At 71.2% G+C, this 25,696-nt stretch carries 26 protein-coding genes, 1 tRNA gene and 1 pseudogene; 10 read left to right on the top strand and 18 right to left on the bottom strand.

The genetic code is table 11. The features are described from left to right. The first annotated feature begins 288 nt into the window (after window positions 1–288). Together AC08OT_RS07760 and AC08OT_RS07755 are read left to right on the top strand one after the other, a co-directional pair. Entirely contained in the window at window positions 289–549 is a 261-nt protein-coding gene (locus AC08OT_RS07760) for a hypothetical protein (RefSeq protein ID WP_476592134.1), read from the top strand. 91 nt (window positions 550–640) lie between these two features. Beyond that, window positions 641–805 carry a hypothetical protein gene (locus AC08OT_RS07755; protein ID WP_476592135.1) on the top strand — a complete coding sequence of 55 codons (165 nt, stop codon included), beginning with the start codon at window positions 641–643 and terminating at the stop codon, window positions 803–805. Window positions 806–999: 194 nt separating this feature from the next. Here the strand turns inward: AC08OT_RS07755 and AC08OT_RS07750 are convergent. Both AC08OT_RS07750 and AC08OT_RS07745 read right to left on the bottom strand, forming a co-directional pair. Continuing rightward, window positions 1,000–1,071: transfer RNA gene (locus tag AC08OT_RS07750), tRNA-Val, on the bottom strand. 101 nt (window positions 1,072–1,172) lie between these two features. Next, window positions 1,173–1,631 carry a peroxiredoxin gene (locus AC08OT_RS07745; protein WP_011437438.1) on the bottom strand — a complete coding sequence of 153 codons (459 nt, stop codon included), beginning with the start codon at window positions 1,629–1,631 and terminating at the stop codon, window positions 1,173–1,175. 460 nt (window positions 1,632–2,091) lie between these two features. Between AC08OT_RS07745 and AC08OT_RS07740 the strand changes: the two genes are divergently transcribed. Next, a complete protein-coding gene (locus AC08OT_RS07740) occupies window positions 2,092–2,694 on the top strand; it encodes a DUF4234 domain-containing protein (RefSeq protein WP_476592136.1) in 603 nt (200 codons plus the stop codon). A gap of 201 nt (window positions 2,695–2,895) precedes the next feature. Here AC08OT_RS07740 and AC08OT_RS07735 read toward each other — a convergent pair whose 3' ends face one another. Further along, window positions 2,896–3,333, bottom strand: a complete 438-nt coding sequence (locus AC08OT_RS07735) for a DUF3052 domain-containing protein (protein ID WP_011437440.1) — start codon at window positions 3,331–3,333, stop codon at window positions 2,896–2,898. A gap of 219 nt (window positions 3,334–3,552) precedes the next feature. Continuing rightward, complete coding sequence (locus AC08OT_RS07730; RefSeq protein WP_476592153.1) at window positions 3,553–3,957, bottom strand: secondary thiamine-phosphate synthase enzyme YjbQ; 405 nt, start codon at window positions 3,955–3,957, stop codon at window positions 3,553–3,555. 390 nt (window positions 3,958–4,347) lie between these two features. On the opposite strand from AC08OT_RS07730, the gene aceE reads away from it, so the two are divergent. Then, window positions 4,348–7,185, top strand: a complete 2,838-nt coding sequence (aceE, locus tag AC08OT_RS07725) for a pyruvate dehydrogenase (acetyl-transferring), homodimeric type (protein WP_476592137.1) — start codon at window positions 4,348–4,350, stop codon at window positions 7,183–7,185. 1,024 nt (window positions 7,186–8,209) lie between these two features. Then, window positions 8,210–9,046 carry an alpha-amylase family protein gene (locus AC08OT_RS07720; RefSeq protein ID WP_476592154.1) on the top strand — a complete coding sequence of 279 codons (837 nt, stop codon included), beginning with the start codon at window positions 8,210–8,212 and terminating at the stop codon, window positions 9,044–9,046. Window positions 9,047–9,103: 57 nt separating this feature from the next. On the opposite strand, the gene AC08OT_RS07715 is transcribed toward AC08OT_RS07720, so the two are convergent. Both AC08OT_RS07715 and AC08OT_RS07710 read right to left on the bottom strand, forming a co-directional pair. Next, window positions 9,104–10,615 (bottom strand): phosphatase PAP2 family protein, encoded by a 1,512-nt coding sequence (locus AC08OT_RS07715; RefSeq protein WP_476602678.1) that lies wholly within the window; start codon window positions 10,613–10,615, stop codon window positions 9,104–9,106. Between the two features lie 231 nt (window positions 10,616–10,846). Further along, entirely contained in the window at window positions 10,847–11,185 is a 339-nt protein-coding gene (locus tag AC08OT_RS07710; RefSeq protein WP_476596819.1) for a DUF5999 family protein, read from the bottom strand. Window positions 11,186–11,633: 448 nt separating this feature from the next. Between AC08OT_RS07710 and AC08OT_RS07705 the strand changes: the two genes are divergently transcribed. Further along, window positions 11,634–13,055 (top strand): glycosyltransferase family 2 protein, encoded by a 1,422-nt coding sequence (locus tag AC08OT_RS07705; protein ID WP_476592155.1) that lies wholly within the window; start codon window positions 11,634–11,636, stop codon window positions 13,053–13,055. A gap of 18 nt (window positions 13,056–13,073) precedes the next feature. Continuing rightward, window positions 13,074–14,741, top strand: a complete 1,668-nt coding sequence (locus AC08OT_RS07700) for a hypothetical protein (RefSeq protein WP_476592140.1) — start codon at window positions 13,074–13,076, stop codon at window positions 14,739–14,741. Here the strand turns inward: AC08OT_RS07700 and AC08OT_RS07695 are convergent. After that, complete coding sequence (locus tag AC08OT_RS07695; RefSeq protein WP_476595307.1) at window positions 14,692–15,123, bottom strand: CoA-binding protein; 432 nt, start codon at window positions 15,121–15,123, stop codon at window positions 14,692–14,694. The two genes, AC08OT_RS07700 and AC08OT_RS07695, sit on opposite strands and share 50 nt — an antisense overlap. Before the next feature lie 191 nt (window positions 15,124–15,314). Between AC08OT_RS07695 and AC08OT_RS07690 the strand changes: the two genes are divergently transcribed. After that, window positions 15,315–15,632: a type II toxin-antitoxin system RelE family toxin gene (locus AC08OT_RS07690; protein WP_462187969.1), complete on the top strand. Its 318-nt coding sequence runs from the start codon at window positions 15,315–15,317 to the stop codon at window positions 15,630–15,632. Between the two features lie 48 nt (window positions 15,633–15,680). Here AC08OT_RS07690 and AC08OT_RS07685 read toward each other — a convergent pair whose 3' ends face one another. Together AC08OT_RS07685 and AC08OT_RS07680 are read right to left on the bottom strand one after the other, a co-directional pair. Further along, window positions 15,681–16,262 (bottom strand): TerD family protein, encoded by a 582-nt coding sequence (locus AC08OT_RS07685; protein ID WP_476592142.1) that lies wholly within the window; start codon window positions 16,260–16,262, stop codon window positions 15,681–15,683. A gap of 47 nt (window positions 16,263–16,309) precedes the next feature. Next, window positions 16,310–17,401 carry an MBL fold metallo-hydrolase gene (locus AC08OT_RS07680; protein ID WP_476592143.1) on the bottom strand — a complete coding sequence of 364 codons (1,092 nt, stop codon included), beginning with the start codon at window positions 17,399–17,401 and terminating at the stop codon, window positions 16,310–16,312. 508 nt (window positions 17,402–17,909) lie between these two features. Between AC08OT_RS07680 and AC08OT_RS07675 the strand changes: the two genes are divergently transcribed. Both AC08OT_RS07675 and AC08OT_RS07670 read left to right on the top strand, forming a co-directional pair. Beyond that, window positions 17,910–18,116, top strand: a complete 207-nt coding sequence (locus tag AC08OT_RS07675; RefSeq protein WP_476592144.1) for a hypothetical protein — start codon at window positions 17,910–17,912, stop codon at window positions 18,114–18,116. Between the two features lie 61 nt (window positions 18,117–18,177). Then, window positions 18,178–18,387, top strand: coding sequence for a hypothetical protein (locus tag AC08OT_RS07670; protein WP_476592145.1), 210 nt, complete (start codon window positions 18,178–18,180; stop codon window positions 18,385–18,387). 460 nt (window positions 18,388–18,847) lie between these two features. Here AC08OT_RS07670 and AC08OT_RS07665 read toward each other — a convergent pair whose 3' ends face one another. From AC08OT_RS07665 to AC08OT_RS07625, 9 genes and pseudogenes are all read right to left on the bottom strand, one after another. Next, window positions 18,848–19,294 carry a lycopene cyclase domain-containing protein gene (locus AC08OT_RS07665; RefSeq protein WP_476595309.1) on the bottom strand — a complete coding sequence of 149 codons (447 nt, stop codon included), beginning with the start codon at window positions 19,292–19,294 and terminating at the stop codon, window positions 18,848–18,850. Window positions 19,295–19,525: 231 nt separating this feature from the next. Further along, on the bottom strand, window positions 19,526–19,672 hold the full coding sequence (locus AC08OT_RS07660; RefSeq protein WP_476592147.1) for a hypothetical protein: 147 nt from the start codon (window positions 19,670–19,672) through the stop codon (window positions 19,526–19,528). A gap of 41 nt (window positions 19,673–19,713) precedes the next feature. Beyond that, the gene (locus AC08OT_RS07655) at window positions 19,714–20,427 is read right to left on the bottom strand and encodes a thiamine phosphate synthase (RefSeq protein WP_476592148.1); all 714 of its coding nucleotides are present in this window, start codon (window positions 20,425–20,427) and stop codon (window positions 19,714–19,716) included. Next, window positions 20,408–20,677 carry a sulfur carrier protein ThiS gene (thiS, locus tag AC08OT_RS07650; RefSeq protein WP_476600304.1) on the bottom strand — a complete coding sequence of 90 codons (270 nt, stop codon included), beginning with the start codon at window positions 20,675–20,677 and terminating at the stop codon, window positions 20,408–20,410. The genes AC08OT_RS07655 and thiS overlap by 20 nt, the downstream gene beginning before the upstream one ends. Before the next feature lie 65 nt (window positions 20,678–20,742). Next, window positions 20,743–21,066 carry an Rv2175c family DNA-binding protein gene (locus AC08OT_RS07645; RefSeq protein WP_476592156.1) on the bottom strand — a complete coding sequence of 108 codons (324 nt, stop codon included), beginning with the start codon at window positions 21,064–21,066 and terminating at the stop codon, window positions 20,743–20,745. Between the two features lie 127 nt (window positions 21,067–21,193). Beyond that, window positions 21,194–22,825, bottom strand: a complete 1,632-nt coding sequence (locus AC08OT_RS07640; RefSeq protein WP_476592150.1) for a Gfo/Idh/MocA family protein — start codon at window positions 22,823–22,825, stop codon at window positions 21,194–21,196. A 222-nt stretch (window positions 22,826–23,047) separates the two neighbouring features. Further along, the gene (locus AC08OT_RS07635; RefSeq protein WP_476592151.1) at window positions 23,048–24,283 is read right to left on the bottom strand and encodes an NAD(P)/FAD-dependent oxidoreductase; all 1,236 of its coding nucleotides are present in this window, start codon (window positions 24,281–24,283) and stop codon (window positions 23,048–23,050) included. Window positions 24,284–24,322: 39 nt separating this feature from the next. Then, a complete protein-coding gene (gene thiH / locus AC08OT_RS07630) occupies window positions 24,323–25,486 on the bottom strand; it encodes a 2-iminoacetate synthase ThiH (protein ID WP_476592152.1) in 1,164 nt (387 codons plus the stop codon). Beyond that, a pseudogene (locus AC08OT_RS07625) lies at window positions 25,483–25,696 on the bottom strand (thiazole synthase); the annotation flags it as partial. The gene thiH and the pseudogene AC08OT_RS07625, both read right to left, overlap by 4 nt.

Here is a 25,696-nt window from a genome sequence, read left to right as displayed (position 1 = left end):
TGAGACCGGGGCCGTCCCTTCCCCGAGGCGGCCCCACCTGATCCCTCCCCGCCTGCACGCCCTTCGTCAGGGCACTCCGTGAGCACGGTCGCAGGCGGGGAGGCACCACACCCCCCGCCCATCCCCAGACCGGGGCCGCCGCCAATGATGCCGGCGGCCCCCTCCATCCCTCCCCGCCCGCGAAGTCCCTCCGCCCCGGCTCGTCCCCGGGGTGCCGGCTCGCGGGTGGGGAGGCTCCATCACACGCGAGGAGACAGACGCATGGGGTGAACCGACCCCGGCACCCCGGTGGGCACACCGTTGGACTGGCACCGGGCGGCCTGCGCCCCCGCGGCCCAGTTCGCCCGCGACGGCGCGGAAGCCGTCATCCAATACCGGTATGCCAGCGAGGTCCACGAGCTCCGGATGCCCGGCGTCATCTGGTCCGGCCTCGTCCAAGAGGCCCGCGTGGCCACGTTCACCACGCTGACCGCCGAGTGGACGGAGTGGGCGGTCGCCGGCGGCCTGGTCCGCCACGCGGACGGCCACGTTGACCTGCGCTACGGCTAGCTGGGCCTCCGGGACACATCCGCCTGCCCGCCACGATCTGGGATCAGATCCTCGCCGCGATCCGCGCACACGCCATCGACGGCCTCGACCGGTGACGGTCTGGCTCCAGCTCTGCAAGGACTGCAACGGTTTCGCGGTGCGGATCGGTGTCTACGCGACCAGCTACGGCCGTCCGCTCACGCTGATCTCATACCGCCCGTTCGCGGCGAGGTGGCGGACAAGCGCGCCGCGCTCACCCGTCTCGACGACCACCTGAGCGGCGCCTGACCGGACCACTCCCCCACGGTGGCCCCGGGCGCGTTGCTACACCCGTTGCTACACCCGCGGCGATTCACGGCTTTCGAGCGCCCCGATTGCCGCCATGGGGGGCATGGGGGGGCTCGGCCCCAGCAGACATCGCGGCTGGCGGCGAAGCTTCCCGAAGGGAAGCAAGCATGAAAGACCAGCCCGTGGGCGCGGCAGGGATCGAACCTGCGACCACTCGCTTGTAAGGCGAGCGCTCTCCCGCTGAGCTACGCGCCCGGGAGATGACGAGGTCAACTAAGACTACGCAGCGGCGAGCCCCGGCGGGAGCCGGCCCTCCACGACTCCCCAGACGCAGGCCGGCTCCCGCAAGGACGATCTTAGAGGATGGCGAGCGCCTTGAGGTACTCGGCCTGGTCCCGCGCGTCGGGGATGTTGTTGACGACCTTCCAGCGGACGACACCCTCCTTGTCGATGACGAAGGTGCCCCGCAGGGAGATGCCCCGCTCCGCGTTGAAGACGCCGTACGCGCTCGCGACGGCGCCGTGCGGCCAGAAGTCGGCGAGCAGCGGGAACTCGTAGCCCTGCTGGTCGGCCCAGACCTTGTGGGCGAACGGCGAGTCGACCGACACGGCCAGCACCTGGACGTCGTCGTTCTGGAACGAAGCGAGATCGTCCCGCACGGAGCACAGCTCGCCCTGGCAGACGCCGGTGAAGGTCAACGGGTAGAACAGCAGGACCACGTTGCGCTTACCCTGGAACTCGGACAGCGTGACAACCTCGTTGTTCTGGTCCTTCAGTGAGAAGTCCGGGGCGACGGAGCCAACCTCGACGGCCATGGGCTCTTCCTCTCCACAACGGTGGGGAACTGATCAGGGACCGGTGACCACAACGGATGATCACTACGGCGACGGGCCCCGCGCCAGATCCGGCGAGGGTACTCACCGATCGGCACGGATGTCCCGATCCAGCATGCCATTGCCGGCTACCTCGAAGCTGGCCGCCCATCCGCGGCGTGCCCTACACGACCTTCCGGATCTCCGCCATATCGCCTGGAACCGCACCCGACCTGGATGTTCACCCGCGTGCTCGGCAATCAGATCACGGCGATCAGACCGGGATGGAAGGTGTCCTTCCCGATCCGGTGACCCCGATGCGGCGGGTGTGCGGGTTTTCGAGGCCAGAGTGCCCTAGTCTGGCCGATCGACGCGGGAGCCGCACCGGCCGGACATGCGTGGGGGCATGGTGCCGTGCCCCGCGGCCGCCACTGGTATGGACACCGATGAGGACAGGGCCACTTTGACCAATCAGAGTTCCACCCCGCACGGATACCCCGCTCAGGAACCTCACCCGATCGACGGACCGGGCACATCCACCGGCGGATTTCCGATCTATGCGTTTCGTGAGTCTCTGACCGGCCACGAACCGCAGCAAGGCTACCCCGCCACCCCCGACTATGGGACACCGGGCCTGGCCGGACCACCTGGCTCCCCCGACACGTTCCAGGGGTCCGGCCTACTCGGGAGGAGGCGCAACCCCTTCGCGGTGTGGCTGGGTCTTCCTCTGATCACCCTGGGTGTCTACCCGTTCGTCTGGATCTACCGGACGAACAAAGAGCTCGCCGAGTATGACCGGCGCATCGAGGTGAACCCGACGCTGTCGCTGCTGGCCTTCCTGATCGGCTGGATGATCATCTTCCCACCGTTCGTCGCGGCCTGGCGGCTCGGCACCCGCGTCCGTAGCGCCCAGCGTGCGGCCGGGGTAGCCGAGACGAATCCGGTCCTGGCCTTCGCTCTCTTCCTCATCGGCGGCGGCGCGTTGGTCCTGCAGTTCGGAATCAACCGCATCTGGGACCGCTACCCCGGGGCGGTCGAGGGCCAGCAGGTGCCGCTCTACCGGTAACCGCTCTACCAGTGACCGCCCGCCGCCCGGCCCACCCCGAACGCCGCCCGCGGCGGCCGGAGGCGCCCATACACCCCGCATCCGTCCCCGAGGCACGCGAGCACGGCGGCGCACGCCCGCCTCGACCCGGACCCCGAAACCGAGGGAACCGGGCCGGACCGACCCATGCCCGGCCGGGCCGGCCGGACCGGGCACCTTATGTCAGCGGTGGCGCACCCGCTGCGACTTCGGCGCCGCCAGCCGCTGGCCGGACCACTCCTGGGCGACGCTCAACGTGCTGGTCTGGACGAGACCCGCGGTGGGCACCGCGTCCAGCACGTCACTCGGCTCGACATGGCCGGCACGCCCGGCCTTGGGCGTCAGCAGCCAGATCACGCCGTCGTCGGACAGCTGCCGCCGTGCGTCGATGAGGGCGTTCGCCAGGTCCCCGTCATCCTCCCGCCACCACAGCAGGACGATGTCGACGACGTCGTCGGAGTCCTCGGGGACAAGCTCGGTCCCGCTGGCGCTCGTGACGGCGTCCAGCAGGTCCTGGGCGATGTCGTCGTCCTCGTTAAGCGACTGCACCTGGGTCCCGGCGGAGACTCCCAGCCGCTCCGCTCGGCGCTGACCCTCGGCGTTCGCCGCGGTCGGACTCACCCTCCACTACCTCCTGCTCGTATGTTGACGCTCCGCGTAATCGCGAGGGCGTCCCGTCTCGGTGGACGCATCCAACGATGATCCTCATCGGCTGGTGCGCCTCGACCTAGTCCACCGGACCTTCCGGTGACTGCGCAAGTGCCACGCCGTCGGTTGTGGACAAGCGACGGCGTGGTCAGCCTGGTGTGACTCCCCGCCAGTACCCCGGAAAGAGCGGAATCATCCCGCCAGGAACGACAGCCGGACCGTTCGATCGGGGTTGTCCACGTTGAGGTCCACCAGCGCAATGGACTGCCAGACCCCGAGCGCGAGGCGGCCGTCGATCACCGGCACCGTCAACGAGGGCGGGATGATGGCCGGCATCACATGCGAGCGGCCGTGACCGAACGTTCCATGCGCGTGGCGCCATCTGCCGTCGGCGGGGAGCAGATCCGCGAGCGCCGCGAGCAGGTCGATATCACTACTGGAACCCAACTCGGGGATGGCCACGCCGGCCGTGGCATGCGGCACGAAGACCGACAGCAACCCGTCGCTGGAACCGGCAAGGAACCGCCGCACATCAGGTGTGAGATCCACCACACTTTCTCGCCGGCCGGTGCGCACGGACAGCGTCGTCGTCTTCATCCGGGTCGCCATCAGGGTGATTGTCCACCACCGCGGGGCCCGGCATCGGCCGCACTACGGACGACAGGCCAACAACGCAACGCACATCGCCCAGGTCTCGACTCGGAAGTAACCAAGACGTACGTGACGAGGCCGCCGCGATGGAGCACGATGGTCCATGACATACCCGTTCTCCGGGTAACCTCCCCCCTCGGCCGTCAAGGGTCGGTCGATCACCCAGAGTTCAGGCATCGTATGGGATGAGCGAGCGGCCGGGATGCGGCGGCGCATTGATCATGCATGTTCCCACCCGGTGCGTTGCAAAAGGGACAACTAGGCCGGCGATCGTACGATCAGGACCTTTTCGCATGATCGCGACGGCCCCGGGAAGCTCGAGGAGCAGGAGAAGGCGTGACGCAGGACACAACCCGGAAGTTCTCGGTCATCACCGACGGGCTACCGAGTCAGCTGCCGGACATCGATCCCTCCGAAACCAGCGAGTGGCTGGAGTCGCTCGACGCCGTCATCGAGGAGTCCGGCCGCGGCCGGGCCCGCTTCATCATGCTGAAGCTCCTCGAACGGGCCCGGGAGAAGGCGGTCGGTGTTCCCGGTCTCACCAGCACCGACTACATCAACACCATCAGCCCGGAGCAGGAGCCCTGGTTCCCCGGCGACGAGCACATCGAACGCCGCATCCGGGCCTATATCCGGTGGAACGCGGCCATCATGGTGAGCCGCGCCAACCGCCCCGAGTTCAATGTCGGCGGTCACATCGCGACCTACGCCTCGAGCGCGAGCCTCTACGAGGTGGGCTTCAACCATTTCTTCCGCGGCAAGGACCATCTCAGTTCCTCGCCGGGAAGCGCCTCGGGTGACCAGATCTTTATTCAGGGCCACGCGTCCCCGGGCATCTACGCCCGCGCCTTCCTGGAAGGCCGGCTGACGGAGAAGCAGCTCGACGCCTTCCGGCGCGAGGGCGAGTCGGGCGGCCTGTCGTCCTACCCCCACCCGCGGCTTATGCCTGATTTCTGGGAGTTTCCCACGGTTTCGATGGGGATCGGGCCGATCAACGCCATCTATCAGGCCCGGTTCAACCGCTACCTGCTCAACCGCCAGATCAAGGACACCTCGAACAGCCGGGTGTGGGCGTTCCTCGGCGACGGCGAGATGGACGAGCCGGAGTCGATCGGCGCGCTGGGCGTGGCCGCCCGCGAGGAGCTCGACAACCTCATCTTCGTGGTCAACTGCAACCTGCAGCGCCTCGACGGCCCGGTCCGCGGCAACGGAAAGATCATGCAGGAGCTGGAGTCGCTGTTCCGGGGCGCCGGCTGGAACGTCATCAAGGTGGTCTGGGGCCGCGACTGGGACCCGCTGCTGGCCAAGGACACCGACGGCGTGCTGGTAAACCGCATGAACACCACGCCGGACGGGCAGTTCCAGACCTACTCGACGTCGTCGGGCGAATACATCCGGGAGCACTTCTTCGGCTCGGACGCCCGGCTGCGCCGGATGGTCGCGGACCTCTCCGACGACGATCTGCGCAAGCTCTCCCGCGGTGGCCACGACTACCGCAAGCTCTACGCGGCCTACAAGGCGGCGACCGAGCACGCGGGCCAGCCCACGGTCATCCTCGCGCACACCATCAAGGGCTGGACCCTGGGCAAGGACTTCGAGGCCCGCAACGCCACCCATCAGATGAAGAGGCTGACCAAGAGCGAGCTCAAGGAGTTCCGCGACCGGCTCTATCTGGCGATCCCGGACTCGGCGCTGTCAGGTGACCTGCCGCCCTACTGCCACCCCGGGCCGGACTCCGAGGAAATCGCGTACATGCGGGAACGCCGGGCCGCACTCGGCGGGTCGATCCCGCGGCGGGTCGTGCGGGCCAAGCCGCTCCCCCAGCCGCCAGCGAAGATCTTCGACGAGCTCCGGAAGGGCTCCGGCAAACAGCCCGTCGCCACGACGATGGCCTTCGTCCGGCTGCTGAAGGACCTCATGAAGACCAAGGAGATGGGCGCGCGTTTCGTGCCGGTCATCCCCGACGAGGCCCGCACCTTCGGCATGGACGCGATGTTCCCGACGGCGAAGATCTACTCGCCGCACGGGCAGCGCTACGAGGCCGTCGACCGCGAACTGCTGCTGTCCTACCAGGAGTCCGAGACCGGTCAGATACTGCACGAGGGCATCAGCGAGGCCGGATCGATGGGCTCGGTGATCGCCGCCGGCACAGCGTACGCCACCCACGCGCAGTACATGATCCCGGTCTACGTCTTTTACTCGATGTTCGGCTTCCAGCGCACCGGCGACCAGATGTGGGCGCTCGGCGACCAGCTCGGCCGCGGGTTCCTGCTCGGGGCGACCGCCGGTCGGACCACCCTCAACGGCGAGGGCCTGCAGCACCAGGACGGCCACTCCCTGCTCCTGGCCTCGACTAACCCGGCCTGCGTGGCCTACGACCCCGCCTTCGCCTTCGAGGTGACGCACATCGTCCGGGAGGCGCTCGACCGAATGTACGGCGAGCGGGACGACAACGTCTTCTACTACCTCACCGTCTACAACGAGCCGGTGCCGCAGCCGGCCGAGCCCGCGGGTCTCGACCCGGCGCAGATCATCTCCGGAATGTACCGGTTCCGCTCGGCCGAGGGCCTGGTCCGCGGGCTTCCGGCGGCGGGGGCCGGCGTGGACTCCCCGCCGCGGGCCCAACTGCTGGCCAGCGGGACTTCCATCCACTGGGCGCTGGCGGCGCAGGAGATCCTTGCCGCCGACTTCGGGGTCGCCGCCGACCTGTGGTCGGTGACCTCGTGGAACGAGCTTCGGCGGGAGGCGCTCGACTGCGACCGTGCCAACCTGCTCAACCCCGAGGCCGACGATGCCGTGCCGTACGTGACCCGCGCTCTCGAAGGGGCCGCCGGCCCGGTCGTGGCGGTCTCCGACTGGATGCGCGCGGTGCCCGACCAGATCTCCCGGTGGGTTCCGCAGCCGTTCACCTCGCTGGGCACTGACGGGTACGGCCGCTCCGACACCCGGGCCGCCCTGCGCCGGCACTTCAAGGTCGACGCCGAGTCGATCGTCGTCGCGACCCTGGAAGCCCTCGTCCGGGCCGGTGAGGTCAAGGCCACCACGGTCGGGGACGCGATCAGGCGATTCGGGCTGCGCGCCGGCGAGGCCGGCCTGAACGGGCCCGAGGCGATCGTGGCCAGCACCAGGATCGTGGCCAGCACCGAGCAGGACGAGCGGCCGATCTCGGGCTGACCGACCCACCCAGGCCCCGGAGCGCCCGGCCCCGGGATTGCCCGGGCATCCGGGCCATTCGGGGCCTCCCCTGCGCCGACGGAGCCACCTGCGGGCTCCCCGGTGCCGGGGAGCCCGAGGTCACGGTGCCGGACCGGACCCCCGCGGGGCCCACCCGGCGCGGAGCCCCGGGTAGCGGGTCCGGAAGGTGGGGCCCGCGCGATGGAGCCCACCGCGTTCGGGCCATCACCTCCAGGCCGGCCCGTCCGGCCCATCCGGCCCACCGCATTCGGATCGGTACCTCCGGGCCACCCCGACTGGGCGCCGGGCCGCGCGCCGGATCCCCTTGGCGCCCGATCTCGGCCCCGCGACCTCGGGTTTCATTCTCCGGGCCCACCGCGTTGACCTTCTGCATCCGGGCGCACCTGGTTCCGGCGCGCCCGGTCCGGACCTCCCGGAGGAGTTACCCAGCGCATCAGCACTGTCCGTGATGAACCCCACCGCGCTTGGCTTCATCGGGGTCCACCGCCGTCCCCGATTCGGCTACGCCCCGGGGCTTTCGCGGTACCCCATGTTCCACTCGATGACGCGTTGAGTTCCGCATCGCCGCCGCGGACACTAGTCTCTCGAGGGTGATGTCCAAAGGTTGGTCACGCGGCGTTACCAGCCGCGAAACCGCCGGCAGCGAAGCCTCCGGCACGTACTCCCGACCCCCGTCGGTGTCGGAGAGCAACGAAAACCCGCCTGCCGATCACCGCACGGCCACTTCGCGGTCCGGTACGGTCAGGCATCTGTCAGGTCGCTGTCAGTTCAATTGTCAGGTCAATCAGGAGCCGGCCGGCCAGCCGACCGGCCGGCGCGCGGCTGCGGATCGCGACGAGGCCCGCGCGGCGCATGCTGCGACGGTCGAGGAGGACGAGGTGAACGGTGTCGCGACGACCACCGCACCCGCGGCGGCATCACCTGTACCGCGGACGGGCGGGAGCGCGGTGAACCCACGGCGGTCCCAGTGCGGCGGCGCGAGCCGCGCGGGCGGGACGGCGGCATGATCCTGCGGGCCCGTCGCATCGAGCGGCTGGAGGAACATCCCAACCTCCGCGGCATTCTCGGCATCCTCGCCCAACTCGTCCACACCACCGACACGGAGCTCGTCTCGCTCGCCGGCGCCTGGCGCAACTCGGGGTACCTCGCCGCAGCCCGGGACAAGGCGCTCTCCCCCGACTCGCCATTGATCGTCGAGGTGCTGGCCGCCTTCGACGCGTTGAGCGCGATCTACGCCGACGACCTCACCGGCGCGGAGTACGTCACCGTCGAACCGACGATCGCCGCCACGGCTCTGCGCGCGATGCGCGACGCGGTCGCCGCCTCCTACGCCCGGCCCATCCTCGGCCGCGCGGAGTATGCGGCGCTGATGCGTCCGTGGCGTACGGTCTACCCCCGCGCGCGCACACACGAACCCGACCTCGGCCCGGCCGCGGCGGACGTGAAGCGGGTTCTCGCGGCACTCCCGGTCCTCGCCGGGCGCTGCCACGATCCAGACAGCCTCGAGGTCTTCGACGGCCTGCTGGTGTCCGCGCTCACCCGCGACGACTCCGCGCACCAGATGGCGATGGACGCCGCCTTCGCGAGCGCCGTGGTGACCGGGCGTCGCCGGGTGTGGACCCTGGTCCGGCGCAGCGCCGCCGAGGGCTTCTGGCGGTTGTGCCCGTACTGCCGCGGCCATCGGGGCACCGATTCGAGCGAGGACCGGCGGGTCATGGAGCTGTGCGCCGACCTGGCCTGCGCGCTGCTCGTCGAGGATCTCCTCGACGCCGACCAGTTCACCCGGCTGACCAGCCCGCTGCACACGCTCATCCCGTTGCAGCACCGCCGCGGTCGCTGACGCCGCCGCGGTCCGCCCGGCTGTCGGTCCGCCCGGCTGTCGGTCCACCGGCCCGGCTCAGCCGGATGCGTCGGGCCGCCACGGCCGGTAGACGATCAGTCGGGCTCCGCCCGGAGTGATGACGATGCGTTCCACCCCCTCCGTGACCTCGCCGTCACAGGCGAACGGCAGCGGGCCGGGCTGACGGGATGAGATCGTGACCCGTTCGACCGTGTGTTGTTCGTACACCCGGCTGCGCCCGAGACGGCCGGTCAGCACCGCCCCCACCAGCCGGAGCCGGGGAAGCGGCGCCGCGGCGTCGACCACCCGCAGGTCCAGCAGCCCTTCGTCAAGGCGGGTGCGGTAGGTGGGGGCGAACCCGCCGGGCTGGTAGATCCCGTTGCCGATGAAGATCATCCAGACCCGGCGGTACTCGGAGTCGATCTCGACCTCGAACGGCGCTTCGTGGCGTAGCACCCAGCTCAGCGCGATGAGCATCGCCGGCCACTTGCCGATATGGCGCTCGAACCGTGCACGGATGGCGACCATGTCCGGGTAACCGCCGAGGCTCGCGGTGTTCACGAAGATACGGGAGAACCGACTGAACGTCGCGCTGATGCCCTCGGCCCGGCCGATGCCGACGGCGACCGCCGAACCCTCCCGTATCGCCTGCACCGAGTCACCCGCCCCGGCGAGTCCGACGTCCGCGGCGAAGTGGTTGAGCGTGCCCGCGGGGAAGACCGCCAGCGGCACGCCGTGCGCCAGCGCGGTCTGGGCGGCCGCGTTGATGGTGCCGTCGCCGCCGGCGACGCCCAGCACACGGGACCGCGCCGCCGCGGACACCAGCGCGGTTCTTACGTCGCCGCCCGCGTCGACCTCGACGACCCGGGCCCTGGGCAGGTCGGCCCGCAGCACGGCGAGCAGGTCCGTGTGGTTACCCGGACCGGAACGAGCGTTCACCACCACCGTGAGGCCGTCGCCGTCGGGCAGGGCAGGCGCCCACGCCGACACGGGGCTGGCCCGGGCAGGGGCCCACGGCCGACGCGGCATCACCTTCGTCGTCAGCAGGCCCGCCCCGATCCCCAGCAGCACGCCGGCGGCCACGTCCCCGGGATAGTGCACCCCGACATACACCCGGGAGAACGCCACCGTGGCGGCGAGCGCGGCCACCGGCACTGCCGCGCCGGGCGCGTCCAACGCGACTCCGGTGACGAAGGCGGCCGCCGACGCCGCGTGCCCGGAAGGGAACGAGAACGTCGTGAGATCCTCGCGAAGCCGCCGCAGCGGGGGAATCGTGTGAGTCGGTGGGCGGTCCCGGCGGAACACCACCTTCATCGGCCCGTTGGCGAGGACGCTCGCGACTCCCAGGGCGAGCAGGCCACGGGCGGCCGCCAGGCGACGGCGTCCCTTCGTCGCACCGAGCGTCCCGGCCACCCCCCACCAGAGCAGACCGTGATCGGCGGCATGAGACAGCCGCGGCAGCACCGGGTCGAGCAGCGGTCTGCCACCGGCCAGCGCCGCGAACAGCGACCGGTCCGCCCTGGTGAAGGCGTGCAGGAACGTCCGGCCCAGCGCGATGTCACGGCGCATGAGGATCCGGGCACGCCGACCGACCCGGCTCTCCGCGGGCCAGCGGAGAGCGGTCCCGGTTCCCGGCCTCGTTACCGGCCTTGACCCCACGCCGGCACCGTACCCGTAACGGGGACACCCAGATCAACTGGGATGAACCTCACATCCTCCCGAACCCCGCGGGAGGAGCGAGCAGAAGGAGCTCGCTGTCAGGCCGCGGCTGTCAGAGCGCGCCTGTTCAGAGCGCGCCTGTCAGACCGCGACCGGGGCCTGGCTCGCCCATCTCGGAGCCGGCGGCCATGCCACGCCCCCGGGCCGGGGCAGCGCCCGTCGTGGCTCGACGGTGCGACCTGTCGGCAGGATCTCGCCGGTGTCCTCGAACAGGATCACCCCGTTACACAGCAGGATCCAGCCCTGGTCCCAATGCTGGCTGGCCACCCGGGCGGCGTCACGATCCACACTGTCCGCCGTGGGGCAGGGCGGGAAGTGCGGGCAACCACGTCGCCGGGGTGCGGCTGCGCGTGAGGCGCCGGCGGGCAGGGGATCGGAGGACGGCTCGGGCGAGGATGGCTCCGGGTCGTCGGAGGGCACCGGGGACGCCGATGCCGGGTCTGAAACGCGAACAGCTTGCACGAGCACCAGACGTTACGCCTCTCCGTAAGAAGCGTCACACCGAGGCGCGGGTGAAGGGGCCGACATGTCTGCGACCCCGGCCCGCAAGTCGGCGTGGACAATGGCTGTGACCAGCGCGGATGCGAAACACGGCACATCGGGAACCAGCCGGGCGGACCACGGGGTGCCTACAGCGAGATGCCGGTAATAGGACCGGACCATCGGATCGGTAGATTACGGGGCGGTGGCCGAGCGGTTCCGCCACCCTGACCGCAACAATGACGTGGGCCGGTTCCGCTGATGCGCCCACCTGCATGAACGGCGCCCGTTGCCCCCGGCGACCGGGCATCGACACGGCAGGGCCACGGACAGGCACCAGTGAACGGCCACGGACCCGGACATGCCCGGCCACAAGGGGGTACGGACGATGGACGGCGCCACGAGTGTCGGTACCGATACCTTCGGGGGCCTCCCCACCGGCGGGGGTTCCGGCCCGCGTGCCGGCGGAAAGCCGGTCGAGGTGTCGGTCGTCATGCCGTGTCTGAACGAGCAGGAGTCGGTCGGCATCTGCGTACACAAGGCCCTTGCGGGACTGGCCACCGCGGGTGCCGCGGGCGAGGTCGTCGTTGTCGACAACGGGTCCACGGACCGGTCGGTGGACGTCGCCGCCGCCGCGGGTGCCCGGGTCGTCCGCGAGACCCGGCGCGGCTACGGCAACGCCTACCTGGCCGGGTTCGCCGCCGCCCGAGGCCGGCTGATCGTGATGGGCGACGCCGACGACTCCTACGACTTCTCAGATCTGGGCGTCCTGCTCGCTCCGCTGCGCGCCGGGCGGGCCGACTACGTGCTCGGGTCGCGCTTCGCCGGGGAGATCCTGCCGGGAGCGATGCCCTGGCTGCACCGTTACGTCGGCAACCCCGCACTCACCGGCATCCTGAACCGGCTGTTCGACGTCCGTTCCTCCGACGCGCACTCGGGCATGCGGGCCTTCAGCCGAGAGGCGTACCTGCGTATGCAGCTGCGCTGCGAGGGGATGGAGCTCGCCTCCGAACTGGTGATCGCCGCGGGCCGCGCCGAGCTGCGGATCGAGGAGGTGCCGATCACCTACCATCCGCGGGTCGGGGCCTCCAAGCTGCACTCCCTGCGGGACGGTTGGCGGCACCTGCGGTTCATGCTGCTGCTGGCGCCGAGGCACCTGTTCGTGCTGCCCGGCCTGGTGCTGCTGGCGCTCGGGATCGCGGGCCAGGCGGCGCTGCTGCCCGGCTCGCTCAATCTCGGCTTCCACCGGCTGGACCTGCACTTCTCGATCCTGTTCGCGCTGCTGGCGCTGCTCGGCTGGCAACTGGTGCTGCTGGGGGTCTGCGCCGACGTCCACAACCACGCCCTCGGCTGGCAGGAGCGCCGCCGCTGGCCACTGCCGCTCATCCACCGCCTGTTCACCCTCGAACGCGGGCTTGCGCTCGGCGCGGGCCTGTTCATCGTCGGATTCGTCGTGGACGTGGTCGTCCTCATCCGCTGGCTGGCCAACAATCTCGGGCCGCTCAACGAGATGCGCCCGGCACTGCTCGCGATGACGCTGATGGTGCTGGGCGCGCAGACCGCCTTCGGATCCTTCTTCCTGCGGCTGCTGACCGCCGGGCCCAGCGGGGGGCATCAGCGGGCGTCGGCCCGCGGTACCCGTGCCGGCACGGGCCCTGACGCGGGCGCGGTTGCGAGTGCCGGCCCAGGCTCCACCCGGGTCGGGACAGACTCCACCCGGGCCGGGGCGAGCGGCCCACGGGCCGACACGCCCGGTCTCGGCCCGTTCTTCGAGGCGCCGGAACACCCGGCCGAGGTCGTCAGGTTCTGAGAACGGCGGATATTCATCATGGCCGTCCTGGGCAGACGCCGCTTTCCACCGCTGCCCGGCGACGCCGCGCCCGTCTCCCTACGCGATCCCGCTGTCCTCGGGGATGACCCCGCGGATGACCTCGCCGCCCCGGGCCGGGTGCCGTCCGGGGAGCACCCCGGCCCGCTCTATGGCCCGAACGCGCGGCGCCGTGCATCGGGTCCGGCCTCCGCCCAGCCGGCCCGACCCGCCCGGCCGGTCGCGCGGCATCTACCCTTCGCGGTTCTCCTGGTCGCCGGGATGACGCTGCGGGTGGTCACCGGGCACGCCTACCGGCCGGCGTTCGAGTTCAACGGCGACTCCTATGCCTACCTGCGACTTTCCACCCTGCACGCGCCCGACCCGATGCGGCCGGCCGGCTACCCCGCCTTCCTGCGCCTGCTGTCGCACACCGGCGACCTGTGGTGGGTGACAGTGGTCCAGCACGTCGCGGGCCTGGCGCTCGGGGTGGGGATCTACGTCCTGCTGGTCCACCGCCGAGTGGCGGCCCCGGTAGCGGCCCTCGCCGCCGCGCCGGTCCTGCTGGACGCCTACCAGCTTGTCCTCGAGCACTACGTGATGGCCGAGACACTGTTCGCGGTCCTGCTGGTCGCCGCGATGATCGCCCTGACCTGGTCGGCACGACCGTCGGTGTGGGCGTGCGAGCTCGCCGGCCTGTTACTGGGCGGGGCGGGCCTGGTCCGCACCATCGGGGTCGCCATGGGTGTGCTCGCCGTGGGCTACCTGCTTCTTCGTCGCGTCGGATGGCTCCGGTCCGCCGCCTTCGCCGTGATGCTCGCCGTTCCACTCGTCGGCTACGCGGGCTGGTTCCACACCGCGCACGGGAAATACGCGCTCACCGGTGGGGACGCGGTGTGGATGTACGGCCGGGTGGCACCGATCGCCGAATGTGATCGCCTGCACCTGAGCACACGCCAGCTCGTCCTGTGCTCCCCGCATCCGGTGACGGGGCGGCCCGATCCCAGCTACTACGTCTGGAACGGCAACAGCCCGCACTGGCGGCTCGACATGCCCGACGACAAGCGGGACGCGCTGCTGCGCGACTTCACCCGCCAGGTCATCCGGTATCAGTTCGGTGACTACGCCCGGATGGTCGGCGGGGAGATCGCGCACTACTTCGCCCCGGGCCGACCGGTCGGGCACCGCGACTGGCCGGACGCGACCTGGCGGTTCCCGACCGGTGACGAACCGCGCTACCTGCACAACAACGAGCCACTGCTCGGCTTCCACGGGGACGCGCCCACCCGCGTCATCCGCGAGCCGTCCGCCGGTTTCCTGCGGAGCTACCAGCGTCTCGTCTTCACGCCCGGTCCGGCCCTGGCCGCGATGATGATCGTCACCATCGCCGCGATCATAACCCCGGACCGGGACCGCCGTGCGTCGCCGGGAAACCACAGCACCCGGCGCCGGGGAGGTCTGCGGGACCGGGCCGCCGAAGATCGACGGCTGCGGGCGGACATGGCCCTCCTCGTGGCGGCCGGGGCCGCCACGCTCATCGTCCCGGCCGCGACGGTGTGCTTCGACTACCGCTACCTGCTCCCCGTCCTCGTGCTCTTCCCGCCTGCCGCCGCGCTCGCGACCCGCCGCTTCGTACTGCTCAGTCGAGCCCCAACCGGGGTGCCTCGATCGCCGGGCAGGTGTCCATGACGACGTCCAGCCCGGCCTCGCCCGCACGCACCGCGGCAGCCTCGTCCCGCACGCCGAGCTGGAGCCAGACACCCTTCGCGCCGATCTTCACTGCCTCGTCGACGACCGGGCCGGCGAACTCCGACCGGACAAACAGGTCGACGACGTCGACGGGGAACGGGATCTCGCTCAACGTCGCGTATCCCTGCTCCCCCGCGACCGTAGGCGCCGAGGGGTGCACAGGTACGACACGCTTGCCGTGCCGTCGCAGGTAGTCCGCAATGCTGTAGGCGGTCCGGCGGGTGTCGTTGGACAGCCCCACCACCGCCCAGACCTCGGTGTCGGTGAGCATGCGGCGAATGGTGTCGTCGTCTCCGAAGCGCATACCTGCATAACCGCCCATGCCACCCGGTTCATCCGGACCGCGGAAGGGCTTCTCGGCTCCCGGCAATGATGGCTACCGTTTCCCCGCATGGGGGCGAGAAGCGCGAGCCCCGGTGGAGGCGGGCGCATAGGATCTTCACGTGGAGAACGTGGAGCTTTCCCCGCTTCCGGCCGCCGGAGGACGGCTGGCCGGCGGGACGGGAGCCGGCGGTGAGTGACAAGCACGAGGTGACGCTGTCCGCCTCGGCCGAGCGGGACCTGTCGAAGCTGGCCGAGCTCACCCGCGGCGAGGTCCGCCGGTTCCTCGACGGTGCCCTGCGCGACGATCCGCGCAAGGCCGGCACTCCGATCCCCGGCGAGCAGGTCGGCATGCACGAGGCCAGCGGGCGGACCTGGCGGATCCTCTACCGGATCGACGCCAACACCTGTTCTGTGCGCGTCATGGTCGTCGCGCCGCGAGGAGCCCGCTCCCGGGTCGTGCCGACGATCGGCAACGCCCGCCCCGCCACCGGATGGCGCCGCGTCTGAACCTGTGGGAGCGGAGGCGGTCAGCGGTCACGAGACTCGTACGGTCAGTCAGGTAACGTTGACGCCGAAGTCCAGGGCGATCCCGCGCAACCCGGAGGCGTATCCCTGGCCGACGGCGCGGAACTTCCACTCCCCACCGTAGCGGTACAGCTCGCCGAAAATCATCGCCGTCTCCGTGGAGGCATCCTCGGTGAGGTCGTAACGGGCCACCTCCGCGCCGTTCGTCGCGTCCGTCACCCGGATGAACGCGTTACGGATCTGGCCAAAGGCCTGCCGACGCGAGTCGGCATCGTAGATGGACACGGTGAACACGACCTTCGCCGCCTGCGGGGTCAGCGTCCGCAGGTCGACGTTGATCTGCTCGTCGTCACCGCCGCCGCCACCGACCAGGTTGTCACCCAGGTGCTTCACCGCACCGTCCGGACTCACCAGATTGTTGAAGAACACGAAATAGCCGTCGGAAAGGACCCGGCCGGCGTCATTCACAATGATCGCGCTGGCGTCGAGGTCGTAGGCGGCACCGGTGGTCTGCCGCACCTGCCACCCCAGGCTCACCGTCACCGCAGTGAGGTTGAGGACGACCTTGCTCAGCGAGACATTGCCGCCCTTGGACAGCGACACGGAGGTCATATCCTCACCCTAATACCAATGGTCCCCGCCCTGCCGACCGGCGGGCCCTACGGCTCGATCAGGCGCCACCGGTCTGGTGTTCCCGGCTCGGAACGCGCCGCGCCGGTTGCCTCCAGCGTCGCGAGATACGACGTCGTGTCCATCACGGCGTTCTGCAGCGCCACCCCCCGCAGGTTCCGGAACGGCCGATGCCAGGTCACGTACCCGGCGACGTCCCAGACCCACGAGGCACCCGCGCGCAGTCCCTCGACGACCTCGGACAGCCGGCCGGCGTGATGCGCGTCGAGCTCCGCGAGCCGGCGCTCCAGCCCGGTGAACCGGTGCTCGTGCGCCGGCAGCACCTCCTCGGCAGGCAGGCCCCGCAGCCGGGCCAGCGAGCGCAGGTAGTCGCCCAGCGGATCAGGAGCAGCCTCCTCCGGCGCGGGTACCCCGACCGCTGTCGAGGGCAGAACGTGGTCCCCGGAGAACAGCAGCCGGTTGGTCGGCTCCCAGAAGCAGAGGTGTCCCGGCGAATGGCCCGGTGTCCACAGTGCGGTGAGATCCCAGCCCGGGATGTCCGGCCGGTCGCCGTCCTCGATGAGGATATCGGGTCGCGGCAGGCCCCGGGCCGGCTGCTGGTAGCCCGCCAGCAGGCGCTCGGTCATCTCGGCGGGCGCCCCAGCCCGGGTCATCAGCTCGGAGATCCGGTCAGCGTAACCATGTTCGAAGTGCCGGAGCATCGCCTCGTCCAGGGGATGCAACGAGACCCACGCCCCGGATGCCTCCCGGATCCGGGGCGCCAGGCCATAGTGGTCCAGGTGCGCATGGGTCACCACGACGCCCTGCACGTCGGCCACCGACATCCTGATCATCGCCAGTCCGGCCTGCAACGCGTCGAACGCCTCGTCGAAGTCCCAGCCGGCGTCCATCAGGAACGGGCCCGTGGAAGTCTCGAAGACGTACACGAACACGTGCGCCGGTTTGGCCCAGGGCAGCGGGACGGGGATACTCCACAATCCCGGACGCACCTGCTCGACCGGCGGCAGGGGTCGACGCCACCGCGCGGCACCGTCCCGGCCGGCCCGCTCCACGGCCGGCTGCGGCCCGGTCTGACGCGGCACACCGACATCCCCGAGAGCAGCGTCCACGACCTCACCCACCCGTTTTCTCCGGCGCCCGGCGGCGCGTGCATCGCGTACCGCGGCGCCCCGGACCTGCAACACCCGTCTCTGGGCCTGCGCCACCCGTCTTTGGATGATGCCGCGCCCCTGATCGTTCCCCATCCGCGACGAATGGTCGTCGCGATGATACCTTCACCACCCGACGAAACCTTGGCGCGTCCTGGCCAATCTGTCGTGCTATACCGTGCCGTCCGGTACCCCCCGAACCGGGCGGCACCATACTTTCCCACCGCCACCGCTGCCACCACCGCCACCACCGCGCCGATCAGGAGGGGCAGGGCAGAACGGTGAGGGATCCCGGTGCCCGGGAACGCCGCCCGTCGAGATCGGTCACCGTAGCCGTGTAGGTGATTGCCCCGGCCACACGGGTCGGGCCCACCGGGCCGGACCACGTCGACCGGTTACCCGTCGCCCGGTCAAGGACCAGACCAGCGACACACTCGCCCTGCCTCCGTCGGGGAGGCTCACCACGAGCTCCACGGCGAAGATGCCGGTCGCGTCGACGACGGACACCGTCACCGTGGACACCGCTGCCGGGGACGCGGTTGCCGGGGACGCGGTCGACCTGGCGGCCAGCGCGCAGCCGGACGGGTACAGCGTCGTCGGCGCCGCAACCATCGATACCACCTGTGGCGAGCCGTCGACCCTGGCGATGACCCGCACGTCGCCCCCGCCGCCCCCTCGCGGGGCCTGATCGGAACGGTCACGTCGATCGGTCCGGACGGTGCCGCCGCCCGGTCAAGAGTGATCACCAGGTGGACGACGGCCCCCGGATCGATCCGCGACCGGCCGGGCATCACGATGAGCCAGGACGGGCTGGCGCCGATCACGACGTCGACCGGCGCCGTGCCCTCGCCACGCAGGTCAAGCCGCCAGACGGAGTCGACGTCACCCAGGTCGGCCCTGGTCGAGCTCAGGCCGAGGGCCGGGCCGGAGGGCCGCGGAGCGACCGGGACGGCCGGTGACCCAGGCGGCGGTCCGGTCCGCGGTCTCGCGGCGGTCGGGGCGACCCGCGGCGGAACCGACCCGAGGCCGGCACTCGGGGAGGCCACGGGCGCGGTGGGAAGGGCTGGACCGGCACCCGGCCGAGCAGTGACCGGGGCTGCCGTCACGTCCGCCGGCCCGTCCTCGTCACCGGGCACGGGTGCCGGCGGTGCGACCGGCGCACCCGGCCTGCCTCCGGCAGGAACCCGCACGATGGTCGCCGGCCATCCGCCCACGCACAACCACCAGACCCGCAACGATGACGACCAACGCAACCACTACAGCAATGATGCGTCCCCACCGGATCGGCAGGATCCGACCTGAACGCCCCCAGGGAGAACGGTGACGTCCCGGCGATCCCGGGCCCCCGCACCATCATGCGTCATCATGACAAGATTAAGCCGACGGATTCTCGCTAGGGGACCAATTCGCTCGTTTCCGTCACGAAGTACGCTGAGATCTCTCTCGACCCTCGGGCCGAGGCGGGATGCCCCGATTCTCCCCGTTACTCCCGTTGTCCCCGTTACTCCCGTTGTCGCCGGCCTCCCGGCTCTCCCCGGTCCGCCGGCTGCGGAGCCGGCCGGGCGGCCCGCCCCGCAGCCGGCGCCCCCACCAGACCCACCATGCCAACGTCTGGGTCACCAGCGCGAAGCCGAACAGCAGATCCTCGACCGGAGCGTGTGCGATCCGCGGGCCGAGGATCCGGCGGGGGTCGTAGACGACGACGCCGAACCCGGTGAGGATCCCGTTGGAGATCAACTGGAACAATGCGATGATCGCGTAGGAAGTCCAGAAAACCCGCCGGGTCAGCAGCCGGGTCCGCAGGACCCACAGGTCCATCGCGATCGCCAGCGCGACCCCGACGACCGCTAGGGCCGTGTAGCTCACGGCCGATCACCATCGGGAGTCCCACCGGAACGCGTCGCGCTCGGATGGGCGGGCTCGGTCGCCGACGTCCCAGCCCCGCACCGCGCGCACGGCCTCCAGCGTCAGGATCGCGCACATCGGCACCACGACGAAGAACAGCAGCTCCTCCAGGGGAAGGCTCCCCGGAAGCAGGACCCCGGTGATGCGGCGCCGGTCGAAGCTCCAGTGCCCCGCGGAGACGGCGAACAGGTCCTAGGCAACGAAGATCACGATGACGGGGGCGAGGGTCAGCAGCAGCCGAACCGGCCGGGCGTACACCCGGGTGCCCAGAAACACCTCGAGCGGCGCCGTTCCGAGCAGGCATCCCGCCAGGACCGCGAGGTAGCTCAGATGGCGCATCGGTGGCTGGGGCGGAGGCTCGGACGGCGCATCGACAACTCTCAGACAGCGCGCAGACGCCGAGCGAGGGCAACGGCGCTCGCGGCCGGATCCTCGGCCCCGGTGAGGCCCCGCACGACCACCACGCGGCGCGCTCCCGTCGCGAGGATCTCATCCAGAGTATCCGGACCGACGCCACCGGTGACGAACCACGGCTTCACGCCCGGGACGAACGGAGGAGCGTGCCGCGCGGCCAGCCGGGGCAGGCCCAGGCCGACCGGCGGCCGGCCCTCCTTGGTGGGCGTGGCGTGCACCGGCCCCACGCACACGTAGTCGACGTCGGGGTCGGCGAGCGCCGCGAGGAACTGGTCGGGATCGTGCGTCGACTGTCCGATCAGCACGTCCGGGCTCACCAGGCGCCGGGCGAACCGCGGCGGGATATCGCCCTGACCGGCGTGCAGGATGTCGACCCCGGCGAAGGCGGCGAGGTCGGCACGGTCATTCGCGCTGACCAGCACTCCCCTGGCGCCAGCGACGGCCTGCACCCGCCGCAGCCCGCCGAGCTCCTCGTCCCATTCGAGCCCCTTCTCCCGGAGCTGGATCAGATCGACCCCGGGGGCCTCGGGCGTGCCGACCACGGCGCTCAGGAAGGCGTCGAACTCGGCCCGACGCGGCGTGCACAGGTACAGGCGGGCGTCGGCCAGCCGCCGCAACCGGTCCACCCGGGCCGGCCCACCGGCGCGCGGCGACGATCCCTCAACCTCCGGCGACAGCACGCACGATCTCCAGGATGTCGCCGTCGGCGAGCCGGACGGCGGGCATCTCGGACGGCGTCAGCGCCACGCCATTGTGCTCGACCACCACCGAACCGGACGGCAGGCCCAGCTCGGCGAGCAGGTCGGGCAGCGGCTGGCCACTCGGGATGCCCCGCGGCGCACCATTGACGACGACCCGCGCCCGGGCGAGCGGCTCCAGGTGCGCACGCGGGTGCGAGTGCGAGTGCGAGTGCAGCGGACGATCGACCATTTTTCGACCCTACGGGAGCAGCGCCCGCCGTGCGGGCGGTGGGTACGGCCGGGACCGGGCCGGGGCTAGAAGGCCGACGCCTGGGCCCGCCGTTTGACCTCCTTGCCACGGTTCTCGATGAGTGCCTGCATGGGGGTGCCCGGCAGGCTCGGATCCTCCCGGAAGATCCAGTCGAGCGCCTCCTCATCGGTGAACCCCGCGTCGGCCAGCACCGTGAGCAATCCGGACAGCCCCTTGACGACGGCGCCGTCCCGGATGAAATCGGCAGGCACCCGCAGGACGCCCCCCTCCCGCTGGGCCAGCAGCGTCCGGTCGCGCACCATCTGCCGGACACGGGTCACGGGAACCTGCAGCTGATCGGCGACGTCAGGCAGGGTCAGCCAGTCCATGGTCAAGAGTAAACACCCAAGTCTCGATGGCGTCGTACGGTGCCGGCGCGGCCGCGGACGTTGGCCGCGCCCCTCGGCGACCGGATGACCAGGCAGTTCCCGGCCGGGACAGTCCGGCCGGAACGGGTCAGAGCGGAGCCACCTGGGCGCCGCCCGCGGCCGCCGAGCGCACCGCCGCCTCCAGCACCGCGACCACCGGACGGGCGGTCTCCACGCCGTAGCCGGACAGCGGCCAGCCCGAGACGAGACAGTCCGCCAAGTCCCGGTGAAACATACTGCCCGAGGTGGGTGCCAGCGGGATGTGGCTGCGCACCCCGTCATGGGTGATCAGCATGAGCGACGCCGCCTCCGCCTCGAGCATCTCGGCCTCGGACCGGCGACCGGCGTGCCGTCCCAACCGCGGCACCAGCTTCCCCTCCCCGTCCCGGAAAGCCCCGCCGTCCCGGGAAGCCCCGCCGTCCAAGATCAGCGATCCGGTGGACCCGAGCACCTCGAACCGCGGGCGCCGGGCCACCGTCAGATCGGAGACCGTGACCTGCGCCTCGGCCCCGCTCGCGAAACGCAGCAGCAACCGGCTGTGGTCAGCGTTGCTGACGTGGTGCCAGACCCGCTTGACGGTGGACGCGCTGACCCATTCGACGGGCTCGTCGACGAGGGCGAGGATCTGGTCGACGCAGGCGCTGCCCCGGTCATGGAGCTGCCCACCACTGATCCGCTCGTCGTGGTGCCAGGTGCCGGCCGGCCGGCGGAACCCGCCCCGGTGGGCGTCCAGCCGCAGCGGCTCGCCGACGGCGCCGCGGTGCACGACGGCGCGGACCGCCCGGTAGCCCGGGTCGTCCCGACCCTCCGGATACACCGCGAGCACCAGGGACCGGGCCTCCGCAAGCTGGTCGGCGTCCGGGGTCGACAGGCAGAGCGGGGCGTGCACGACGACGTGTTTGCCGGCCTCCAGCGCACGACCGGCCCATTCGAGCCGGGTGTGGGTCGGTGTGGCCACGATGACGACCCCGAGATCGGGATCGTTGACCAGGTCGTCCGGGTCGTCAACGCGGCGCGGCGGGCGACCCGCCGCGTGCGCCGGGAGCCGGCCGGCACCGCCGTCACAGAGGGCGGCGAGTTCCAGACCCTCGGTCGCGTCCACCGCCGAGTGGTGCGTCCCGGTGGTGTCCGGGGTGCCCAGCAGCCCGACCCTGGCCGGCGCGGCGTCGAGCACGCCGAGGCAGTGCCGCAGCCAACGTCCCACAAGCCGGTGGTAGGCGGGATCGGCGAGCACGGCGGGACCGGTACCCAGGGTGAATATGCCGAGGCCCGTGGAGGGCCGCCAGGTGCAGACGGGATGCTCGCCCATCTCGTGCCGGACCAGGAGCAGCCGCTCCACGTCGTCGGCAATCTTGTCGGGGATGATCCAGCTTTCCCGGGGGCGGAAGTCCGCGGACCGGGCCATGACCGCGCCGCCCTGCGGCCCGACGGTCAACCGCAGGCCGTAGGGCGCGGTGGTCCGCCCCGGGATGAGACCGGACGCCTCGATGAGCAGACTTCTCGGCGGCAGCGCCCGCATGGTCGGCCCGGCGAGCAGGACCGGGACGGTCTGCCGGGCCCGGTCCAGCAACTCCTGCTCGACGTGGTCGAGCGGACGGTCGATGAGCACGAGAAGCGCGTCGGCCGACCGTGCCGAGGTCGGGCCGAGACCCGCTGCCCGCAAATGGTCGCCGAGCGCGTTCACACCGGCCAGGTTCGACACCAGGTGAATGCGAGGCACGTCTCCGCACTCTAGTGACCGTTCCTGACGTTCCGGCGATTGGGGTCGCCAAACAAGGATCCGCACAAGGATGCGCACATAACGCAATGGCCGGCAGGGGCACCAATGATCCTGATATCCAGAAATCCCGCCATCCGGCCGACCGGAACGCCGGGAACGCCGGGAACGCCGGGAAAACCCGGAACACCGGGAACGCCGGGAACGCCGGGCCGTCACCGGGCGTCATCGACTTGCCGCGGCCAGTTCCTTCATCGACACGGAGATATCGGCGAAATGCTCCCGATCCGGGATACCGTCGGCCGCCATCAACCGGCGACCGGCGACCATGTCCATCGGGCGCCCCACGGTGACCAGCGCTTCGAGACGGCCGTCCCGGGCGAACCACCCGGCCGACCAGCCGGGCGGACGCCCGCCGCCGGGCGGCACGACGACGCCCGGATCGCCCCGGAACACCAGGTCGGCCTCCGCCGAGGGCAGTCCCGCGAACTGCACCATGCGGCCGAACTGTTCCGACCAGAAATAGGGCACCGGGTCGTAGACGGCCTCCCCGCCGAGCAGCGTGGTGACCGCGACCGCGGGCGACTGCTGGGCGCAGTCCCAGTGCTCGACCCGCAGCCGCCGCCCGTAGCGACGCGACCACCAGGCGGCACAGTCACCGACCGCGACCACCGGCGGCGGGTCGCCGTCGGCATCGTCGGCACCATGGGCCCACTGGGCGGCGAGATGCTCGTCGACCACAACTCCCCGGTCGAGGGCGAGCCCGGAACCGGCGAGCCAGGCGATACAGGGCCGCACCCCGACGCCGACGACGACCTCGTCCGCGATCAGCTCCTCACCGCCGGCCAGCACCAGCCCGTCGGAGGTGACCCGCTCCACGGCCGTAGCCAGGCGCAGGGTGACCCCGGCCCGGGCGTACCACGCGATCGTGCACCGGCCCACCTGCGCGCCGAGCGCGGCGAACAGCGGCGAGGCGGCCGCCTCCACGACGGTGACCTCGGCACCGATCGCTGCCGCCGCCGTGGCGACCTCCGCGCCGATCCAGCCGGCACCGACGATGACGAGCCGGACGCCGGGGCGCAGAGCGTCACGCAGGCGCCGAGCGTCGTCAATGGAACGCAGGACCCGCTGCGGGCCGTCGCCCGGCAGGGTTACCGGCTCAGCTCCCGTCGCCAGCACCAGGCCGTCGTAGTCCAGCGGCCCCGTGTCGGTCTCCACGGTGCCCGGTCGCAGGCCGGTCGCCCGCCGCCCGAGGCACACCTCGACCCCGTCGAGGTCGAAGGGCAACGTCGTGTCGTCGATACGGCCGGAGAGCACGGCCTTGGACAGGGGCGGACGATCGTAGGGCCGGTGCGGCTCCGCCCCGAGCAGGATCACCTCTCCCGCGAAACCACGTGCGCGCACCTCGGCGGCGGCCCGGCCCCCCGCCATTCCCGCGCCCACGACGACTATTCGCTGCATTCGAGCAGACTATCGATGACCCGCGACGCCGGGCCGCCGTCACCGCACCGGGTCGACGAGCGGAAAGGCGTCCTTCCACACCGGCTCGTACCCGGCTTCGGCGAGCATCGCGGCGATCTGTGCCGGCGAACGCTCGTCGGAGATCGAGAACTGTTCCTGGGCCGTGCCGGGCGTGGTGTAGCCGCCGGGTTCGGTGGAGGAACCGGCGCTCATGGTGGTCACGGCGATGCGGACAAGCCCGTCGCGCAGCACCGCCGGCTCCCGGGTCGACAGCGACAGCGACAGGTCCGGCTCGAACAGGCGCAGGGCCGCGTACGCCTGGACGAACTCCGCGTCACCGACGACGACCGGCGGGAACCCGCTGGCACTCGGCTTGATGCGCGGCAGCGCGATCGAGACCTCGGTCCGCCAGTAGCGACGGGAGAGAAAGGATGCGTGCGCGGCCAGCGCGAGCACGTCAGCGCGCCAGTCCGGGGCGAGCCCGAGCAGCGCGCCGATCCCGAGCCGGCGCGCCCCGGCCCGGGCGGCCCGTTCGAACGAGGACAGCCGCCGGTCGTAGTCACGCTTCCAGCCGGCGACATGCACCTCGGCGTAGCGGGCCCGGTCGTAGGTCTCCTGGTAATGGACGACTCCCTCCAACCCGGCACGCACCAGCCGGGCATAGGTGTCGTCCGACCAGGTCTGGGTCTCGATGCTGATCGAGGGGAACATCGGCCGCAGCCGCTCGACCACCGCGACGAGGTAGTCGGCCGACACCTCGACGCGATGCTCGCCGGAGACGAGCAGCAGATGACGGAACCCCCGGTCGGCCAGCAGGCGTCCCTCCACTACCACCTCCTCGATACCCAGCGTGCGGCGCACCACCGGCAGGCCCTTGGCGAAGCCGCAGTAGGTGCAGGACGACAGGCAGGCGTTCGACACGTACATCGGGGCGAACAGCCGGACCGCCCGACCGAACCGGAGCAGGGTCGCCTCCCGGGCGGCAATCGCCAGCTCCTCCAACCGGGCGGTGGCCGCGGGTGAGAGCAGGATCGCCAGCTCCGCGAGACCGATCCGGGGGGTGGCTGACCCGCCGGATCCGGGCCGAACCCGCCGCAGCACCGTGCCCACCTCGGCGGACGTGGCCCGCCGCGACATCGCGGACAGCCCGGCCAGGTCGTGACCGGCAAGTTCGCGCGCGAACTCCCCTGGCGGGGCGCTCACCTGGACGCCTCGCCCACCACCGCCGCCGGCACGGGTACCGGGGACGCCGAGGGCGCGAGCGACGCCGGTGACGGGTGGGCGCCGAGGAACCCGGTGAGCGGGGAGGAGGCGGACGCCACCGTGGCCGGGCCGGCGGCCCCTCGGCCGGCCAGGAAACCCAGCCGGCCGGCGGCGGTGGCGAGCGCGAAGGCCCGCGCCATGCGCGCCGGA

It is taken from the genome of Frankia sp. CgJB1 (assembly GCF_977947065.1).
The sequence above is the reverse complement of the archived record's forward strand: the minus strand, read 5'-3'. Positions and strand labels throughout refer to the sequence as shown.